The organism is Sunxiuqinia sp. sy24 (assembly GCF_052677165.1).
The window spans coordinates 85,485-105,135 of record NZ_JBQYLH010000020.1; the positions used below are offsets into that span (position 1 = coordinate 85,485).

The 19,651-nt window shown below is 40.8% G+C and carries 12 protein-coding genes; 9 read left to right on the forward strand and 3 right to left on the reverse strand.

The features are described 5' to 3' along the window. Positions 1-79 precede the first annotated feature (79 nt). From ACUNWA_RS16365 to ACUNWA_RS16375, 3 genes are all read right to left on the reverse strand, one after another. Complete coding sequence (locus ACUNWA_RS16365) at positions 80-1,099, reverse strand: FecR family protein (RefSeq protein WP_445593003.1); 1,020 nt, start codon at positions 1,097-1,099, stop codon at positions 80-82. Positions 1,100-1,177: 78 nt separating this feature from the next. Then, a complete protein-coding gene (locus ACUNWA_RS16370) occupies positions 1,178-1,768 on the reverse strand; it encodes an RNA polymerase sigma factor (protein ID WP_445593004.1) in 591 nt (196 codons plus the stop codon). 144 nt (positions 1,769-1,912) lie between these two features. After that, positions 1,913-3,154 (reverse strand): hypothetical protein, encoded by a 1,242-nt coding sequence (locus ACUNWA_RS16375; RefSeq protein WP_445593005.1) that lies wholly within the window; start codon positions 3,152-3,154, stop codon positions 1,913-1,915. 343 nt (positions 3,155-3,497) lie between these two features. Between ACUNWA_RS16375 and ACUNWA_RS16380 the strand changes: the two genes are divergently transcribed. The 9 genes from ACUNWA_RS16380 (at position 3,498) to ACUNWA_RS16420 (ending at position 19,306) form a co-directional block, all read left to right on the forward strand. Further along, positions 3,498-5,975 (forward strand): hypothetical protein, encoded by a 2,478-nt coding sequence (locus ACUNWA_RS16380; protein WP_445593006.1) that lies wholly within the window; start codon positions 3,498-3,500, stop codon positions 5,973-5,975. A gap of 90 nt (positions 5,976-6,065) precedes the next feature. Next, a complete protein-coding gene (locus ACUNWA_RS16385) occupies positions 6,066-7,898 on the forward strand; it encodes an FAD-dependent oxidoreductase (RefSeq protein ID WP_445593007.1) in 1,833 nt (610 codons plus the stop codon). A 166-nt stretch (positions 7,899-8,064) separates the two neighbouring features. Beyond that, on the forward strand, positions 8,065-9,495 hold the full coding sequence (locus ACUNWA_RS16390; RefSeq protein WP_445593008.1) for a sulfatase: 1,431 nt from the start codon (positions 8,065-8,067) through the stop codon (positions 9,493-9,495). 320 nt (positions 9,496-9,815) lie between these two features. Next, entirely contained in the window at positions 9,816-11,267 is a 1,452-nt protein-coding gene (locus ACUNWA_RS16395; RefSeq protein WP_445593009.1) for a sulfatase family protein, read from the forward strand. A 97-nt stretch (positions 11,268-11,364) separates the two neighbouring features. Beyond that, positions 11,365-11,943: an RNA polymerase sigma-70 factor gene (locus ACUNWA_RS16400; protein ID WP_445593010.1), complete on the forward strand. Its 579-nt coding sequence runs from the start codon at positions 11,365-11,367 to the stop codon at positions 11,941-11,943. A gap of 77 nt (positions 11,944-12,020) precedes the next feature. Beyond that, the gene (locus tag ACUNWA_RS16405) at positions 12,021-13,010 is read left to right on the forward strand and encodes a FecR domain-containing protein (protein WP_445593011.1); all 990 of its coding nucleotides are present in this window, start codon (positions 12,021-12,023) and stop codon (positions 13,008-13,010) included. Positions 13,011-13,162: 152 nt separating this feature from the next. After that, the gene (locus ACUNWA_RS16410; RefSeq protein ID WP_445593012.1) at positions 13,163-16,612 is read left to right on the forward strand and encodes a SusC/RagA family TonB-linked outer membrane protein; all 3,450 of its coding nucleotides are present in this window, start codon (positions 13,163-13,165) and stop codon (positions 16,610-16,612) included. An 18-nt stretch (positions 16,613-16,630) separates the two neighbouring features. Next, a complete protein-coding gene (locus tag ACUNWA_RS16415) occupies positions 16,631-18,421 on the forward strand; it encodes a RagB/SusD family nutrient uptake outer membrane protein (RefSeq protein WP_445593013.1) in 1,791 nt (596 codons plus the stop codon). Between the two features lie 660 nt (positions 18,422-19,081). Continuing rightward, the gene (locus tag ACUNWA_RS16420; RefSeq protein ID WP_445593014.1) at positions 19,082-19,306 is read left to right on the forward strand and encodes a hypothetical protein; all 225 of its coding nucleotides are present in this window, start codon (positions 19,082-19,084) and stop codon (positions 19,304-19,306) included. Positions 19,307-19,651: the final 345 nt, after the last annotated feature.

Sequence of the window (19,651 nt, forward strand, 5' to 3'; positions counted from 1 at the left end):
TTTAGTTTTAGTTTAATAACCGTCTATATGCTAAATGTAAGAGGAAATGTTACGAGCATTTCCTCTTTTTTAGTTGTCTTTATTTTTTTGAGATAATGAGCTTTTGAGGTTTTTCTTTTCCTGTTATATTTTCTTTTTGATTAATTAATTCGCAGTTGATTGGTAATGCTAAAGACATGTAGTTCAATAATTCGTCAAGCCGACCAATTTTGATATCAGCTCTAAACAACTGGTTTTCCAGTCCCTTTGTTTCTAATTCAACTTCTACATTGTAATAGCGTTCTATTTTTCGACACACTTCTTCTAGTGGGTCATTATTGAAAACCAAGCGACCTTTCTTCCAGGCAGTGTAGCTGCTTGCATTTACATCTGATAGGGCAAATTCATTTTTTTCTGATTGGAATTGTAGTTTCTTATTTTTGCTAAGCTGTTCCTGAAATTGTTTTGCATTGTCGGAAACTTGTACAAGACCTGATAGTACAACCACTTCGGAAATGGGGTCATCATTGTAGTTCAGTACATTGAACTTGGTTCCTAATACACTCACCGTGATATCATTTAGTTTGACGGTGAATTGGTGTTTGGGATCGCGTTTGACATCGAAGAAAGCTTCTCCATTAACAGCAACACTTCTGACTTGGTTGAAATTCAGGTTGTAAGAGATGGATGACCCTCCGGCAAGCCAGCCATTGGATCCATCAGGCAGGGTAAACTTTGTTCGTGTTCCTTCCGGACAATGCAATTCGACTAGGTTGTTAGTGTCCTGATTGAGTATGCCGGTTTGGTCGTTGAATGTGAAAAGTAGAATTAAGGGGAGGATGAGTGATGCAGCAACTGCTGATACTTTTATGAATTGGTTCCTCTGTTTTTGAGTTTTTTCAAATAGAATATCGTATTTGATTTTGTACAACACATGTTTTAAATCGGTGGATGGTATTGAGCCCTCTGACAAAGTCCTATGCCACTGTTTTTGTTGATAATCTTCTGTTTCTTGTTCTTTTTCATATTTCCCAAGGTAATCAGTAACCGAGGAAACACTGGAGAAGGAGCGATTGCCTTCAAACAGATTTTCAAAATCTTTTTTCTTGGATGTCGTCATATTTCCTGTCCTTTTTGCAAGGTGATATATTCTAAAGACAGGTTCAAAAAAAATAGTACTATGTTTTGATGAAATTTTTTAGCGATAAAATAAAACAAGGAATAAAGAATTGGTGAGTCCCTTTTCTTTTACGGCTTTTTTAAGGAAAGCAACAGCCGATGTAATTTGGTTTTTTACAGTTGCTTCTGAAATATTCAGGTAGCTGGCAATTTCCGAGATATCCAGTCCTTCTTTTCGGCTGAGCAGAAATATTTCTTTTCGTTTTGCCGGTAATTGCTCAATAAGTTGGTCTACTTTTCTGATGACTGACTCGTAATCCCGCTCATGCGCATCAGATTCTTTCTCAAACAGGTATTTTTGAGCAATCAATTGTTTGTGCTTTTCCTGAACTAGTTTCTTGTTGAAATAGTTTCGGATGTGGTTTAAGGCAATTTGATAGAGGTAAGATTTGAATGCCTTTTCAGATCTGATTTTTTTTTTGTGCTTCCAGAGGTTAAGAAAAACATCTTGCACAATTTCTTCTGATTCTTCCTTTATGTCGAGGTATTTATTGACAAAGTAGAACAGTTTACCGGCATATTGCTCAAATAAACATCCAAAAGCAGAAGAGTCTCCCGCTTTTAGTTTTTGGATTAATTCGAATTCGCTATTTGATTGCTTGTTAGTCAACTTGTTTTGTTTTAAACAAAAACTGGTGTTTGAGTGGATAAATATAAAGCATCCTAGTGTAAGTAGGAAAAGTGTTTGACATTTTAGGGGTTACTTTTCTTTTTAGCCTATTGTGATGATTGTTTTGTGTTAATTCGCTTTTTACTAAAAGTCTTTTTCAAAAATAAGGTTCTTTTGGGCATCGTAGAGCTCAAAATACTCGACATAGCCGCTACCATGAAAAAGCAAGGATACGCCAACGATATTTCCCAGGGACTCGTTGTAGTTTTCTGCAAAAATTTGCTTCGAATTCACATGAAAGCTTGTTTGCTTGTTCTGATTCAGGATTTCAATTTCGTTCCAGTTTTTTATATCAACCGAGAAATTGGTCAAATCATGATAGGAGCCAAGTGCGGTTTTCTCGCTTAGTTTAAGCTCGCCAAACTGGCTGCACCCTTTATTGGTCAGCTTAAACTGAATGGAGTTGTTTTCTCCATAAATTCGTATGTAAGCTGAATAGCACCGAATGGCGGGCCAGTAGCTCACATTTTTAATTCTCGTTTTTAGTCGGAATGAATCACCACTTGTTGAGGTTTTTCTGAAGTTATCGAGTCTGACGACCAGTATCTTAGTGGTGTCCATCCCAATGGAAGAGAGGTTGCGTCCTGTAGGGTGAAAGACCCCTTCCCAGGTAGCCATATTCAGCGGAATGGGGAAATAGCGTTCGTTTTCGTCTTCTTCATAGTAATACGCCAAAGCTTGCCAATTTTTGGTCGGAATAAAAAGCGAAACCGTATCGCTGATTGTCCTTGTTTTTGTTTTTAGACTGGCATGAAACAATCCGGGGTATCTATAATAGTGTGACTTTTTGTTCTTATTGGCTTCGATTGCCTCATCGGGGGTCCCGTCGCCCAACGATAGATATACCGAATCTTTAAGCTTTGGAATTTGATAGTTGAAATATACGGTTGCCGGATTGGCTCCATCTATTTTCGACAGCTCCAGGTGAGCGCCTTCAGCGAGTTGGTCTGTCGTGGTGTTAAGCCTTAAAACAAGTTGGGCAATAAGGGTAATGAATACCGGAATAAGAGCATAGTAAATGATCTTTCGAAAGCGATTTGAAGTAGAGCCTGGTTTAGGTGTCTTTGGCAAAACTTGAGCATACTCTTCCAGCGCCTCAATGGTTGTTTCTTGTGGATAATATCTGTCGGGTGTTTTGTTTTTCCCAAATATGCGTTTGAGGGTTGCCGGGCTGATTCGAATTCTGGTCTTTAGATGGATGGCAAAACTCAAATCTTCAAAGTCTTTATTGCGCCATGAAATTGGATTTCCTCTTCCAAAGCTTTTAACGACTTCCTTTTTTACGGCAGATAGCCGTGCGTTATGTTTGTTTTTTACATAAATCATGCTTGTTCAACATTCAGTATATCAGTGGTGTAGGGTGTTCAGAGTTCTGTTTTTATCTGAATAGCCGAATATCGCAAATTTTCTTCGAATTTCTATAGATTTATCCTGTACAAATCATTTTGAGCATAGGGAGACGTCGGGTTATATATAAGTAAACCATTCAAAAATCGCCGACGAAAAGGAATATAAATAAGGCTGTATTGCGGGAGCAGTTTAATTTTTATCGATGATTAGTGACGTCGATTGAAACAAGTTTCTAGAGCTTCAGTATCTCCTGTTTAAGCCTAAAGATAAAAATCAGATGAAGTCACAAAAAATAATAATTACCTCAAAAACAACTAACATGAAATTACGAAATGTCGTTATTACTCTACTCCTATTGGTGGGATGTAGTAGCGTAGAAGAAACCAGCAGCCTGAAATCTTACAGTGGTATTTATCCTCACTTAGCTTATTATAACAATGAGGGCGAATGTGGAACAGGTGCGGTTGTGCCATGGGCTGATCGCCTGTGGGTAATGACTTATGGGCCACACTTGCCTCAGGGGTCATCGGATAAATTGTATGAGATTACGCCAAATCTGGAACAGATTACTCGCCCGGAAAGCATCGGGGGAACTCCTGCCAATCGGATGATCCATAAAGAGAGCGGACAACTTTTTATGGGGCCTTACGCGATTGGTCAGGATCGGAAAGTAAGGACTATTCCATATGACGCGATGCCTGGTCGTCATACCGGAAATGCCCGGCATTTAACTGATCCGGAGAATAAAATTTATTACGGAACCATGGAAGAGGGATTTTATGAAGTGGATGTTCAGTCTCTCGACGTAAAGCAACTGTACAAAGATATCAATGACAACAAGGGAACGTTTCATTTTAATGATGCGAATGTAAATCCCGAAAGTGCGAATCTGCCTGGCGCCCACGGAAAGGGTTTGTATTCGGGACAAGGCGTGATGGTGTTTTCTAACAATGGTGAAGCTTCAAATTTAGCCTTAAAGCAGTTTGATATTGAAGCGGGTGTTTTGGCCGAGTGGGATGGAACGGATTGGGAAGTTGTTCGCCGAAATCAGTTTGTAGAAGTAACTGGCCCGGGTGGGATCTATGGCAATAAAAATCCCGAAACAGATCCTATCTGGGCTACCGGCTGGGATCATAAATCAGTCTTGCTTGGGGTGCGGAATGCCGAAACCGGATGGGACTTTTATCGTTTACCTAAAGCGAGTCATAGTTATGATGGAGCGCATGGATGGAATACTGAGTGGCCCCGCATTCGTGATGTCGGGACTGATGAAAAGTCGGATTATCTGATGACCATGCATGGTATGTTCTGGCGCTTTCCCGAAACATTTACGGCAGACAATTCATCTGGGATTCGTCCGCGTTCGGCCTATTTGAAGGTAATTGGCGATTTTGCCCGATGGAATAATCAACTTGTTTTTGGTTGCGATGATTCCGCACAAAAAGAATTTCTCAATAAGCGTAAGGTCAAAGGTGAAATTGAAGGACCGGGGCAATCAAATTCAAACCTCTGGTTTACTTCAATAGAAAAACCTGATGAGCTTGGCCCAAATACGGCAGAAGGGGCGGTTTGGATTTCAGAAGAAATTGAGGCTGAAGAGCTGTCTGAACCATTCCTCTTTGCTGGTTGGGACTATCGATCAGCTTGGATTAAAAACGAAGGAGCAAAGGTGGTGAATTTTGTTTTTGAAGTTGATGAAAAAGGCGACGGCAATTGGCAAAAACTAAAATCAGTGTCGGTTAATGCTGGCGAATCGGTTGAACTAACATTTGCTTCGGGTGAAAAAGGGGAGTGGGTGCGTGTTTCTCCGGACAAGGCAACGCAAGCTACGGTTCATTTTACCTATACACAAAAAGATCAGCGAAGCCATACGCCTGACCCGATGTTCGATGGTTTAGCTACAATTACAGACTCGAAAGTCAGCGCCGGATTGCTTTATGGATTAGGAGACAACCGTCGTCAATTGGGTGTTTTGGCCGGTACTGCTTCGGATACTAATTTTACTGAAAGTGGGTATTACGAATTGGATTCGTTGATGAATCTGGTGAAAAAGGATGATCAGGAAACAGCTGCATTTATCCGGGAGAAGTTTGCCATTCCAAGTCAGGTTGTCACTATTGACGAAGCTTCAGTGCTTATTATTGATGACTTAAACCGTCGCTGGCGATTGCCCAAAGGAAATGCAAACTATACGGAGTTAACGGACAATAGCCTACTGCGCATCTGTCGTGAAGTAGCAACCGAACGCGATTTGCTAAACTGTTCAGGAACGTTCTATGAACTTCCGGCCGAAAATGCTGATGGGTTTGCAAAAATACGCCCTATTGCGTCGCACAATTTCCGAATTTACGATTACGCATCGTATCGCGGATTATTGGTCATGACCGGACTTGATGCAAAAGCCTCGAAAGGAAATCCGCATGTTATCGCTTCGGAAGATGGAAAAGCGGCAGTTTGGGCGGGTACCATTGACGATTTGTGGAAAACAGGTAAGCCGGTTGGTGAAGGTGGTCCGTGGAAAAATACAACCGTAAGTGCAGGTGAACCTTCGGATGCCTATTTGATTGGTTTTTACGATAAGCGGAGTCTGAAACTCTCGCACCAGGCCAATCAGCCGGTTACGTTTATAATTGAAGTAGAGCCTATCGGGCATGGTCCGTGGATGACCTATAAAGAGGTGACAGTAAGTCCGGGAGAAACTTTTGAATATGCTTTTCCTGAAGCTTTTCAGTCACGCTGGATTCGATTTGTGGCGAATAAAAGCTGCCAGGCAACAGCTTGGCTGAAATATGAATAAAGCACGATATTGACTATTTTAAGCTCCTTCTTCGTAAACAAGGAGGAGCTTTTACCATCACCAACGAATAGCAATCGAAACAAAATGATTATGAAAAAAATACTAACAACACTTTTTCTAATTGGCTGCGCTTTTTGGGCTGGCCTGGCACAATCCATTTTGGTAGAGGCCGAGAGTTTTTCTAATAGCGGTGGCTGGGTGGTCGACCCCCAGTTTGTTGAGCAAATGGGCTCGCCTTATTTGCTGGCACATGGCTTGGGCGAACCGGTAGAAGATGCCCGAACAAGCATCTTTATTAAAAAGAAGGCGCAATACCATGTATGGGTGCGAACCAAAAATTGGGTTCCGGGCGCTTGGGAAGCACCAGGGCGTTTTCAAATTCTGATCGACAATCAGCAATTACCCAATGAGCTGGGTAAGAATCCGGGTTGGAATTGGGAATATGCCGGGGAGGTCGAACTGGAAAAAGGTCAAAAGACACTGAGCTTGCATGATCTTACGGGGTTCGATGGCCGCTGTGATGCGGTTTATCTGACTCAGGGCAACCATGAAAAATTGCCTAATGACTTAAGTCAATTGGCTGCATGGCGCATCAAACAAGGTACCTTGCAGGCAAGTCCGGATCTGGTTGAGCATTACGACTTGGTGGTCGTAGGAGGAGGAATTGCCGGTTGCGCAGCTTCAATTGCAGCTGCAGAGCAAGGCTTGCGTGTGGCGCTGATTCATGATCGTCCGGTTTTAGGGGGCAATGCAAGTGGCGAAATTCGGGTGCATACCTTAGGGATTTATGGCAACTTCGAGCGGATTTTGAAGATGATTGATACCGAACACTATCCCAATGGCTCGGCTAGAGCCTTGGAAGAAGATGAAAGGCGGCATGAAAACATGGCCAGGTACGATGCGATTGATATTTATTTCAACTTTCGTGCATTTGCAACAAACTCAGAAAACGACCGAATTACATCGGTTGATGCCCGCAACACGGAAACAGGAGAGTTTATCCGATACGAAGCGCCGTTGTTTGTCGATTGCACTGGCGATGGTTGGATTGGCTACTGGGCGGGCGCTGAATACATGTACGGGCGTGAGGCGGCATCGAAATATGACGAAAGCTGGGACAAGCATGGTACACTGTGGAGTCCGGAAAAGGCTGACAATTTTGTGATGGGATCTTCTGTTTTATGGGGGTCGGAGAATGCTGGCAAGCCGGCTGATTTCCCTGAGGTTCCCTGGGCGATGGATGTTGCAAAAAGCTATGCCGAAGCCAATGGCGAGTGGCAATGGGAGTTTTCGAGGAATGACTTGAGCCAGATTGATGATGCGGAAGCCATTCGTGACCACATGTTTCGTGCCATTTATGGGTCATTTTATAACTACAAAAATCCGGTCATGGAAAAACCAAACAACGATCAGGCTGAATATGGAACGATTGATATAAGAAAGCATCAGCAACGAGTGGATAGTTTGCAATTAAAATGGGTTTCCTATTTAGTGGGGAAAAGAGAGTCGCGCCGTTTGGTGGGCGATTATATTTTTACGTTTAATGATGTTCGCAATCAGAAAAAATTTGAAGACGGCGTGGTGTTTGAAAAGCGGGAAGTGGATGTCCATTATCAACAAAACCTGCAGGATCCGAATAAGCCGGACTTTCTTTCAGAAGCTTTATTTTTTGATACGCCCACCTACTACATTCCCTACCGAAGCTTGTATTCGAAAAATATTGAGAATCTGTTTATGGCTGGACGCGATTTTAGCTGTTCGCATATTGGGCTGGGTGGTCCGCGTGTGATGCGCACAACCGGACAGATGGGCGCTGCTGTGGGATTGGCGGCGTCAATCTGTAAAAAGTATGACGTTAATCCACGTGCAGTTTATAAGTCTCATTTGGAGGAGTACCTTGAACTGATTGAAACACAAAAATAGGGTATGCTATTCATGGTAATATTTTTTAAAAATCAGGTCAGGTAAAGAAATAAAGGGAATCCGTTGGGATAACGACAGCCAGGAGGTAGATTTGTTAGCGGAATTATAGAAGAAGAATTCATTCTGATTTTTTATTTTTAACCACTACCTATTACGACGACTAACGATGGAATTACACAAAAATGTAAGTTTTATTTTAGGCGGAGGAGTTTTTCTTTCGCTGTTTTCATTTGTTGGCTGCACGACAGCAAAAGAACGAGTTCAAAACAAAGAATACTCAAAGCCCAATATTGTCTTGATTAATATTGACGATATGGGCTGGCGCGATGTTGGTTTCATGGGCTCCGAATACTATGAAACACCAAATCTGGATCAACTGGCAGGGCAGGGGATGGTGTTTACCAATGCTTATGCGGCGGCAGCCAACTGTGCTCCAAGTCGGGCTTGCCTGATGAGTGGACAATGGACACCGAGGCATGAGATTTACACCGTTGGCAGTTCCGAACGGGGAAAAAGTAAAAACCGGAAGTTGATTCCAACGCCGAACAATGAATACCTGGGAAACGAATTTCGGCTGATTCCTGAAGTCCTGAAAAAGGCGGGCTACACCACCTGTCATGCCGGAAAATGGCATTTGTCGGATGATCCTTTGGAGAAGGGATTCGATGTCAATATTGGTGGTAGTCATGCCGGAAATCCGGGGAGTTACTACCCGCCATATAGAAATGTCCCATCGCTTAAAGCCCCGTCCGATGATTATTACCTGACGAACCTGGTAATGGATAAAACCCTCGATTTTCTTCGCTCTGTTGAAGACGAACCCTTTTTCCTTTATTATTCGCCTTATGCGGTGCACACGCCCATTCATCCGGTGAAGGATTTACTGCCAAAGTATAAAAACAAAGCCGCGTGGAATGGACAGAATAATGCGGAGTATGCCACAATGGTTGAAAATATGGATGCTCAAATCGGGCGATTAATTGAATTGTTGGAAAGCTCTGGTGAATTGGATAAGACTTTCATTCTTTTTACTTCGGACAATGGTGGACTTTACCAGGTTTCCAAACAATGGCCACTTCGGGCAGGCAAAGGAGCCTATTACGAAGGCGGTATTCGCGAGCCCATGTTTGCCGTTTGGAAAGGACAAATTCCGGCGGGCGAGCAGTCCGAGGTGCCTGTCACAAACCTTGATTTTTTCCCAACAATATTGGAGGTGGCTGGAATTGAAAAGCCTGAAATAATGAATTTGGATGGCGAGAGCCTTTTACCGGTATTAACTGATGAAGGGACTATCGGGGAGCGGGCGCTTTTTTGGCATTTTCCGGTTTACTTGGAAGGTGGCAATCAGGAAACACAAGACCCTATCTTCAGAACCCGACCGGGCTCAGCAATCCGATTGGGCGACTGGAAACTCATTGAGTATTTTGAAAACGGTGAGTTGGAATTGTACAATCTAAAGGAAGATATTGGTGAAAAAAACAATTTGGCAGCTTCGAATGCTGGCAAGCTTGATGAGTTGCAGCAGCTGCTAATTCATTGGCGGGCTGAAACTCATGCGCCAGTACCTTCAACACTCAACCCCGATTACATCGAATAGCGCATTTTCAGGAGACCGATCAAACCAGTAACCCGTTGAAGTCGAAAGGGAAAATTGTTTCCAATCATCATCAACGGGTTACTGCCGCTTTCAAGACTACCTTTTTTAGGTCTAACTTGGATGAGTGCTTGAAAAAGTGCAATCGATTGTATTTCTTGAGATATTTTCTTTAGTTTTACCCATCGCAAAAGTAAGTTTTGAACTTATTGATGAGTTATTTTGATGCATTGATTATTAGATGATCAATATTGATGTTGTGAAAATCATCATGCGAAGATCTTTATGCGAATTATAGTATCCAAAGTTGATAATACAACCCGATGAAAAACCGTATCATTACATATTTCTTGTTGGCTGTTTTGTTCTCGTCTTGTGCTAAGATGCAAAATGAAAATGAGCGAAGAGCTTCACCTAATTTACTATTTATCTTTGCCGATCAGTACCGGCGTGCATCACTTGGTTTTTTAGAGGAAGATCCGGTCAAGACGCCAAACTTGGATAACTTAGCCTTTAGGGGGGTGTTTTTTAGCAGGGCTGTATCCAATCATCCCTTGTGCAGCCCATATCGGGGGATGCTTTTAACCGGCCAATATCCGCTCTCCAATGGTGTAATTTCCAATTGTAATTCGGCAAGAACCCAATACGGGAATTACCTGAAAAAGGATGATACCTGCTTTTCTGATGTTTTGGTCGAACAGGGATACAGTGCTGGTTATGTAGGGAAATGGCATTTGGATGGGCCCACATCAACAGCGAAAGGAGAACCGGTAATTTGGGATAGCTGGTGTCCTCCGGATCATCGGCATGGCTTTAGTTTTTGGTACGCTTACGGAACACATAATCGTCATAATCAGCCCTATTATTGGGCAACTAATTCAGCGGAAGATGAGCCAATAATGGTGAATCAATGGTCGCCGGAACATGAGGCTGATGTTTTGATAAATTACCTGCAGAATAATGAACAACAGCGCGATTGGGATAAGCCTTTTGCGATGTTCTGGTCTATTAATCCACCGCACACGCCGTTTGATCAGGTGCCCGATAAATACAAGAAGCAATATGGTGCCCGCGATTATCGGGAGGTGCTTGGCCGGGAGAATGTTCAGTTTACCTCTAATATAGATGTAAAAGGTGGCGATCGGGGCGTAGAACGGCAAATACATTTGGCTCCGGATTACTTCGCAATGGTAGAAGGTGTTGATGATCAAATTGGAAGAGTTATTGCTGAACTAAAACGGTTGGGATTGTATGAAAATACGGTGATTGTTTTTTCTTCCGATCATGGTGAAATGCTTGGTAGCCATGGTTTGATGCATAAAAATGTGTGGTTTAAAGAAGCGTATGAAATTCCACTGATAGTACATTATCCGCAAGAGATAGCACCCAAAAAAGAAGATTTGTTGATTAGTGTTCCGGATTATATGCCTACGGTGTTGGGATTGTTAGGTTTAGCAGACTACATCCCGAGGGCGGTAGAAGGAAAGGACTATTCAGGAATGTTTAAAGGAGAAGAAGTTGTGAGGCCGGACAAACAACTTTATTTTGGCGCGAATCCCGATGATCCTTCTGGCGGCAAACGCGGATTTCGGAATGAGGAATATACGTTTGCTGTAGTCAAAGGAAAGGAAGGGGCAAAATATCACTACCTGTATCACGATAAGCAAGATCCTTATCAATTGAGCAACATTTGGGGGGAGAATCCGGAATTGGATCAGAAAATGGAACAGGAACTGGAAGCTCTGTTACGCCAAATGAACGATCCTTGGCTCTAGTCCAACATCAGAGCCAGAACGTTTCCGTTTTAATGCAGGAAGAATTTCCAACTAATGGAAATACAACTTTCGATTAATTCGCTATTTTTGCTGCACTATGACTCCGCTAAACGATAAAACACTATTCCTAAAAATTAGAGAAGGGGATGAGGCTGCCTTTAATGAAGCGTTTGAATCCTATTACTCCCGATTGTGTTTTTTTGCGGATAACATAATTCATGATTACGACCAATCCAGTTCAATTGTACAACAGGTTTTTGTCGATCTTTGGCTAAAACGGGCTCGCTTGGATGTGATTTATTCGCTGAAAGGATTCCTGTTTCGGTCGGTTAAAAATCAGGCTTTAGATTGGTTAAGGCATAGGAAAGTGGAGTCGGAATACATGCAGGAACAGAGCTTTAAGCAGGAAGAAGCCGTCTTTCTGGATGAGTTGGAGCTTGCTGAGCTGAATGAAAAAATCAATACCGCTATTCAGGCACTTCCGGAACGGTGCCGGGAAATTTTTGTTTTGTGTCGTTTTGAAGGATTAAAATATGCAGAAATAGCTTCGCGCCTCGAAATTTCGGTGAAAACGGTAGAAACACAAATGAGCATTGCCTTAAAAAAAATAAAAACAAAAGTTTCAGATTCCCAGTATCTTAATCTTCTTGCCTTTATTTTCCCGAAAAAAAAGTGATTTTCTTTTCAGGGGATTTGCTTTGGAATACGTCTCAGGGGTAAAGTGTTCATTTAATCAAGCAATATTCTCAACGAATGGATGATCAACACATCGAATTTTTGATTACCCGAAAGCTTAGTGGTGAGGCTACCCCCAAAGAGTTGGCTCAGCTTGAAGCGTGGATTTGTTCCAACGAACAAAACCAAAGAAACTTTGAGCAGATTCGTCGTATTTGGAAAAACAGCAAGCGACCGATAAGTAGCCAGGACGTACAGAGGGCCTTGTCAAACGTTAAAGCAACAATTCATAAAGAAGAACAGCGTATTCCGCAGAGACGCTTGGTGCAACGATGGATGCAGGCTGCTGCAGTTATTGCCATGCCTTTACTTCTGGCGCTTGGCTGGTACTTGGGAAACCAATCAATTGGTTCTGAAAAACTCTATAGTGAATTGATTGCGCCGGAAGGGCAGGTGGCTGAGTGCATTTTGGCCGATGGTACGCATGTGTGGTTGAATGCTGGCTCAAAGCTGCAGTATGATCCGGCATTCTCCGGGAAAAATCGGCAGGTGAAATTGACAGGAGAAGCGTATTTTGAGGTAAGTCACAACCCGCAAAAGCCATTTCTGGTTTCCACCAAACAATTGCAGGTAAAAGTATTGGGAACTTCGTTCAATGTTCGGGCCTATTCTGATGAAAATAAGGTGGAGACGGTGCTCGAAGAAGGAAGTGTTGAAATGATGCTGATCGGTTACCCAAATCAGAATCCAGTGAAAATAAAACCAGGGGAGCGAGCTGTTTATAGTTCAGAGAAAAGGAATATCCAGATTCAGGAAGCAGATACCTATCTGCACACCGCATGGCGCGACCGTAAGTTTGTCTTTAAAGATGCTGACCTGAAAACTATTCTGTATCATCTGGAACGATTTTATAAGGTGCGGTTTCACTTGAAAAATGAGGCAATGGGCGAAACGCGCTTCCGCGGAACTTTTGAATATGACCAGAATATTTTGGATGCTTTGGAAGCTATTGAGCAAACGACATCCATTCGTTTCCGGGTGGATGGACGCGATATTTGGATGGAATAACGAATAAATCAGGAATAACTAAATCTTCAAAATTTTGTGATATGAAAAGAAGAGACTAACGATTCGAATACAAAAAAAACAACAGGACTAGCGCCAACTAATCCTGCTGTTAAAAATGAAAATCATTTTTATAATAATTAACAATCAAATTTATGAAAAAAATTCCATGTTGGAGTGGAGGTGGTATGCCTGCGCTCAAAAAACTGCGATTAATTATGAAGCTAAACTTATTTTTGTTGCTCATATCGGTTTTCCCTGTGGCTGCCGGAGTGAATGCTCAAAATGCCAAACTAAACCTCAAAATGACTAAGGCTACCATTGCTGAGGTGTTCGATGCGATTGAGCAAAAATCGGATGTTTATTTTTTTTACAACAAGCAGGAGATCGATGATACGCAATTGGTCGATGTTGCATTTGAAAACAAAACAATTGAAGAAGTTCTAGACTATTTTGAGAAAAACTTATTTATCAGTTCTCAGTTTGTTGGTAAAAATGTCATTATAAAATCACAAACAAGTGAATTCTCGGTACAGCAGAAACGCAGGATCATAGGAAAAGTGACGGACGCTAGTGGCCAACCACTGCCTGGGGTGACGGTGCTCATCAAAGGAACAACAGATGGAACCATTACGGACTTTGATGGAAATTATGCAATTGCAGATGTTCCTGGAAATGGAATTTTGGTTTTTTCGTTTGTGGGGATGCAAGCCCAGCAAATTGTAGTCGGGAATCAAGGTACAATTAATGTGGTGCTGGAAGAAGATGCCATTGGTATTGAAGAAGTGGTAGCTTTAGGTTTTGCTACGGAAAAGAAATCGAATGTAACCGGAGCTACCACTACTGTTGATATGGAAAATGTATTGGGTAACCGACCTGTGACCAACGCAATTCAAGCAATTCAAGGCACTGTTCCAGGCATGCAGGTTACTGTTCCTTCAGGCGAACCAGGAGCTACCACATCAATAAATCTCCGTGGAATCGCTTCTATCAATGGTGGAAGTGCTTTAATTCTGATGGATAATGTACCCGTACAGGCTGAAGATATTAACCCTCAGGATATCGAGTCAATCACCGTACTTAAGGATGCAGCTGCTTCATCCATCTATGGGGCCAGGGCAGCCTTTGGTGTTGTTTTAATCACCACAAAAAAAGCAGGAAAAGACCAGCCGGTTAAGTTTAATTATTCTAACACCTTTAGTTTTGGTATGGCCACTGATATTTCCGAAAAGGAGTCGACCTATAATTTCGTAAATGCTTTAAATGACTGGAATCAGTCTACGCATTACTCCGGAAAAGATATACAGAAGTGGGTGGGTTATGTTGAAGCCTACAAAGAAAATCCAGATCTATATCCTGAAGGGCTTGTTGTGGATGCAGAAGATGGTCTAACATACGAGTTAGCCGATACTGATGTTATTGATGCGCTTTTAAATGATAAAGCTTTTTCTCAGATACATAACTTTAACTTTAGTGGAGGAGGAGAAAAAACACAATACCGTGTATCATTGGGATACAGTGATGAAGATGGTGTTATGGTCTCGAAAAATGATCGTTATACCAAATATAACCTCAATACTTATTTGAGTACTGCCTTGACGGATAAATTAAACGCGTCTTTTTCTGTCAACTATCGAAACAGTGAAAGGTTAACGCCTCGGGTGGATTATTATTGGGCCGTTACAGCTTTACCTTATGATGTTGAAGATGGTTATCGAACATTTGAAGATGACATCGAAATGCCTTATGATACACCAGCTAACCGAGCTAGTTTGCAGAAGCCAAATGAAGAATCGCAAGGCAATTTACGTTTATTAGGTAAACTGGAGTACGAGTTAATTAAAGATTTATTTGTAACCGGTGAGTATACCTATGAATCAAAAAACAGAAATAATTACAGCATTGATGAACAGATGACCTTTGCTCTGGTTGGCGACAATGCATTCAGACCAGGAAATCCTGATGATACTTATTATCAAAAAGAGAATACTCAAAAAGTTTATAAAGCAGCTAATTTTTATGTCAATTACAAAAAGCAGCTTGGAGGACATTCGATTAAAGCATTGGCAGGTATCAATAAGGAGGAGTATCATCAGGAATATTTCTATGCAAGAAAAACAAATTTATTAAGCCCTGAATTACCTTCTCTATCAACAGCTACAGGCATCATTACTGCCGACGATAGTTTTGGCGAATGGGCCGTCCTGGGTTATTTTGGTCGGATCAATTACAATTATAAAGAAAAGTACTTTGTTGAAGCCAATGGACGATACGATGGCTCCTCAAAGTTTGCTGCACGTGAAAAGTATGGATTTTTCCCTTCATTCTCTTTGGGGTGGAACATTGCAAGAGAGGGATTTATGTCTGATATTGAGGCCCTATCACATCTTAAGCTGAGAGCATCATGGGGAGAAATTGGTAACCAAAATGTAGGAGGCGATTACTTGTCTATTCCAGGTATGACAATTACGAATGCCAGCTGGATAAATCCTGACTCCGGTTTACGCTATAACACGATAAATTCTCCAAGTTTGGTTAGTCAGGGCTTTACCTGGGAAACGGTTCAAACACTTAACTTTGGTGTAGATGTTAAAGTACTGAATAATCGCTTGAGTACCTCCTTTGATGTATATAAAAGAAAAACACTGGGCATGATAACCGCGGCCGTAAAAGTGCCGGATGTGCTGGGTACAATTGCTCCACCAGCTAATGCCGCAGACCTGGAGTCTCATGGTTGGGAATTGGAAATGTCATGGAAAGACAAGATACAGAATTTTAACTATAACATTGGTTTTACGCTGTTTGATAATCAAAGCGAGATTACACATTTTAATAATCCAGCCGGACTTATTAATACTTATTACGAAGGACAGATTTTAGGTGACATTTGGGGGTATGTAACTGAGCGTTACTATACAGTAGATGACTTTGTGGAAGGTACCTTAGATGAAAACTTAACGGGAGGTACCTTGAAAGAAGGTATAGAAGCATTTATTGGACGTAACCCTAATCCTGGTGATATAAAGTACAAAAATTTAAATGGAGATGAAGAAATCAGTCCGGGAAGCAGTACCCTTAGTGATGCGGGAGATCGTAAAATCATTGGAAATAACAAGCGTCGCTACCAATATGGAATTTTTGGTAATGCATCGTATGAAAATTTCGATTTTTCATTCGTTTTAAATGGCGTTGGAAAACGAGACTTGTATATCAACAACAATATTCGATTCCCTTATATTGGCCAATTTGCTACGATGCATGCGGGACAGATGGATTACTGGACATCTGAAAATACCGATGCGTACTTTCCACGCAATTACGAAGATGGCGGTGAAAACTATGGCAATAACCGATTGACACAAACGAAGTATTTGATTGATGGGACTTATTTACGCATTAAAAACATAACATTTGGCTATACATTACCAAAGTTATTATTGAGTAAGATAAATATTGAAAAATTTAGAGTGTATGTATCCGGTGAAAATCTGCATAGCTTTGACGATATGCCTGATGGTATTGATACTGAGCTAGAGGCGAAGAATCAGGGGATTTATTACCCTTTAATAAAGAGCTTTAACGTAGGTGTGAATGTTACTTTTTAATAAATAAAAGACTAGGAAATGAAAGAAATATATAAAATATGGTTGTTTTGTTTAATCCTGCTTTGTGCAGGATGTAACGACGAATTTTTAGATAAATATCCTTTAGATCAGCTCTCTGAGCCATCCACTTTTACAACTAATGCTAATTTTGAAGCCTATTGTTGGGGATTTTACAATACATTCAAGGGTTTTGGGCTAACACCAACTAATAATGAGTGGAATGGTGACTTGATGTGCAAAAGTGATGGTAGTCTGGGACAAGACTGGTTATGGAATAATGTTGTAGAGCCTAATAATGCCAGTAGCTGGAGCGAGCCTTATGAAAATATTCGCCGAATCAACTTGATGTTAAGTAATCTTGAAAATGGCGAACTAACCGAAGACGAGCAAAAGCATTGGCGCAGTGTTGGTTACTTTTTTAGAGCCTATGAGCACTTCCAACTCTTAATTAAATATGGAGAATTTATTTACGTTGACGAGTTGGTGAATGAAACGGATTTAGATATTTTATACGGTCCTAAAACACCGCGCGATGAGATTAGTGCCAAAATCTTAGTAGATTTAAAGTATGCTGAAGAGAACATTCATAAGGTGGCGGAAAATGAGATTGATCAGGATGTGGTTCGTGCGCTTATCTCGCGTTTTGGCCTGTTTGAAGGTACATGGCGCAAGTACCATTCTCTTGGTGATGAAGAAACATACCTGCGTGCCAGTGTTGCTGCCGGCACAGCACTTTCTCAATCATATCCTGATTTGCATCCCAATTATGATCACGTGTTTAATAGTACGGATCTTAGCAATGTCAATGGAATTCTATTGTATAAAGCCTATGAATTTAATGTATTGACACATTATCATACATCACGTTTAAGAAACTCAGCAGGTAACTGGGATTTAACAAAGCGTGGCGCCGACAAATTTCTTTGTAAAGACGGACAAACGATTTGGACAAGTCCGTTGTATGAAGTAGAGGACGTAAATGCGCCTCTTGATCACTATGCAGAGTTCAGAAATCGTGATGAAAGGTTGTATTTTATCACACCTCCTCCTTTTAAGATTAAACGAGATGGTGGGCCTTATGCTTGGTTGTATGATGATGATCCAAAGCACCGTGAATACATTGATTTGATGAATACATTAACTGATGACAAACATAAGGAATTTCCTTTGAAAGCTTTTTGGGGTGGTTATACTTTGGGAGAACCAAACTTTAGAAAGAAGGCTTATCAGGGACATATGGCTACTTATACTGGTTATCGATTCTATAAGTATTACAACACGCAGCAGGACGATAATATACAAAACCAGGAATTTACCGATTTCCCAATTTTCAGAATGGGTGAAATATTGGTTAATCTGGCCGAAGCTAAGTTTGAATTGGGTGAGTTTGATCAAACAACTGCCGATTTAACAATTAATAAATTGCGAGCCCGTGGAAAAGTTGCGCCTTTAGATATTGCTAATATCGTTGATGATCCAACACGTGATGCTGATGTTGATCGTGTATTATGGGAAATTAGACGAGAACGTGCGATAGAACTAATGGGTGAAGGTTTCCGTTTTGATGATATCAGGCGCTGGAGAAAAGCACACGAATACGGAGCGCTTGAAAAACTAGGTCGCTATGTTGATAATTCAGAGTATGCTAATAAGTTACCTATTCAGGGAGGTGCTACAGTAGGTTTTATTTCACCATGGGGTGTGCCTCCAGCTTTCCCTGAGCATTATTACTTATACCCAATTCCACTGGAAGAGCTTGCTTTGAACGATAAACTGGTTCAGAATAGGGGATGGAAAAAGGTAGAATAGCGTACCCTATAGCTATAACGTTAAAAATAATATTTGAGTTTGGATTAGGTTTGCTCATCAATCAGATGAGCAAACCTATCTATATATGTACCCAAAGCTTATATTGCTATTATCGTATAGTTTCAAACCATAAGACTGTTTAAAAGGATGTGGAAAAAATCGCAAGATTCTTGTTTAGTGAATTGCAGATGAGTGTTTTGTCGTGTCGTTTGCTCTGTGATATTAAAAGTGTGAAAAGTACAAGCAATAAGCCATTTTTATTTGTGGCCAACGGGAAAAGTTAATTGGAATACCGGAAGACATGTTGCTAAATACAATGAAAATTGACGAACGGCTAGTTATCTCATAGTCACTAATTCTGGATGATTTAGATGGGGTGCAATTAATTCGTCAGGAACAGGAAAATGATGTTCACATTTTTCCCGCCAAGGAAATTGATACGGAAGAGTACAATGTAAATTTGAAAAGAATTAGTCCCTTGTTAAAAGGATTCTGTTCGTACAAGTTGGCATTTAACGAGAATAAACCTGACGTGTCTTTTAATGAAATTTCTGAAAAAAATATGCATTAACACTAAACTCTGATATTTCGCAACTTAATGACCTCTTTGTAAACATTAATTATGTTGGAGAAAGGGGGGAGGCATTCATTAATGTAAGAATGATTACTGACCATTTTTATCATGAACGAATATGGGAAGTAGGTCTCAAAAGTTTTGCAGAGAAACTCGTTGATAATAAAATGGCATTAATCTTTCACCCGATGCATGACAACGATAGTTATTTGGCCGATTTAAAATCCTTACCGGAATTTGAGAATGGAAAATATTTAAACGTAAAAGGGGTTGAGGTTATTCCGGAATATAAAGTGAAAATTAAATGGTAGTAACATAGCAGTACGGAATCATAGTATTAATCTTGAAAGATATCAGGAAAACGACTTGGTATTCTTGAATGAATTAGAAATGTTTAGCTCGAACAATAACAAAAATAAATCCAGAATAATAAAATCAAGCATCTCGTTATTTGTCTTGATTTTTGTGTATTATCCTAAAGTTTAACTAATGAATTATTCTAAATTATTATCATCATTATTCATTGTATCTCTTCTTTTTTCGTGTAAACATCAGAAAAATGAAATGTCGTCTCAACCAAATATTCTCTTTTTATTAGCCGATGATATGGGCTATGGAGAACTGGGTAGTTATGGGCAGCAACAAATAAAAACCCC